This window comes from Microbacterium sp. ER1 (genome assembly GCF_023383675.1).
Taxonomy (GTDB): Bacteria; Actinomycetota; Actinomycetes; order Actinomycetales; family Microbacteriaceae; genus Microbacterium.
This window is the reverse complement of the sequence record NZ_QCXO01000021.1, coordinates 1-1050: the sequence shown is the minus strand read 5'-3', so window position 1 is coordinate 1050 and position 1050 is coordinate 1. Positions and strand designations below refer to the sequence as shown.

Genomic DNA, 1050 nt, shown 5'->3' with positions numbered 1-1050 from the left:
GGCGGGGGAGTGGCGAGAGGAGAGGGGAGAGTCGGAGGGGTGAGACAGGTGAGCGTGGAGGAGATCAGGGGGATGCTCCTCGGTCGTCGACGGCTGGAGGAGGAGGGCTGGGGGTCTCGGACGCTCCACGCCGCGGTGGAAGGGCGGCAGCTGCATCGTGTGCGCCGTGGGTGGTACCTCGCGCTGCGGACCTGGAGCGAGCTCGCCCCGGAGTCCCGGCATCGTGCGGAGGTGGTGGCCGCCGACCTCGCGGCCTCGGGGCCAGGGCCCGTGTTCTCGCACGCCTCGGCTGCGGTGCTGTGGGGACTGCCGCTGTATCGGGTGCGTCCGACGAGGGTCCATGTGACGGCGCCACCGGACCGCCGGCACAGCACGTCCGGGATCCTGCGGCACGAGGGCACTGTTGCCGCCGGTGACATCGTGGAGCGCGACGGCATCCGCTGCACCTCCCTCGCCCGGACGGTCGTCGACCTCGCCCGCACGGTCGCTCCGGAGGCGGCTCTCGCGGTCGCGGATGCCGCCCTCGCTCTGGTCGGCGGTGACCCGTGGGAGTTCGACGACACCGCGGAGCAGGCTCTCCTGGCGGACCTCGCGGATCGGGTCTGCCGTCCACGGCTCCGCGGCATCGTGCAGGCTCGCCGGATCGTGGGCCTGGCCGACGGTCGCGCGAAACTGCCTCTGGAGAGCGTGACGCGGTACCGGCTCCATCAGCTCGGCTTCGGCAGACCGCGGCTGCAGGTGCCGGTGGACGGACCGCGCGGCGGCCGGTTCTGGATGGGCATCGCCGTCGACCAGTCCCGCACCTTCGTGGAGTGCGACGGCCGTGACAAGTACCTGGATGACGAGCTCCGCGGGGGCCGCACCGCGGAGAGCGTCGTGCTCGACGAGAAGATCCGCGAGGACTGGGTGCGCGGAACCACCGGCTGGCAGGTGATCCGGGTGTCGAGCGAGCACGTCGCCTCCCTCGCCGCGGCCGACGCGCACTTCCGTGCCTTCCGTCTCTTCGCCCGGTGAACCCTTGACCCACCCCCTTCCGTGCCCTCCGGCCCC

Annotated in this window: 1 protein-coding gene; it reads left to right on the top strand. The window is 72.7% G+C overall.

What is annotated here, in order from left to right:
* Positions 1 to 39 precede the first annotated feature (39 nt).
* Positions 40 to 1014 carry a hypothetical protein gene (locus tag BV453_RS01375; protein WP_249520680.1) on the top strand — a complete coding sequence of 325 codons (975 nt, stop codon included), beginning with the start codon at positions 40 to 42 and terminating at the stop codon, positions 1012 to 1014.
* Positions 1015 to 1050 lie beyond the last annotated feature (36 nt).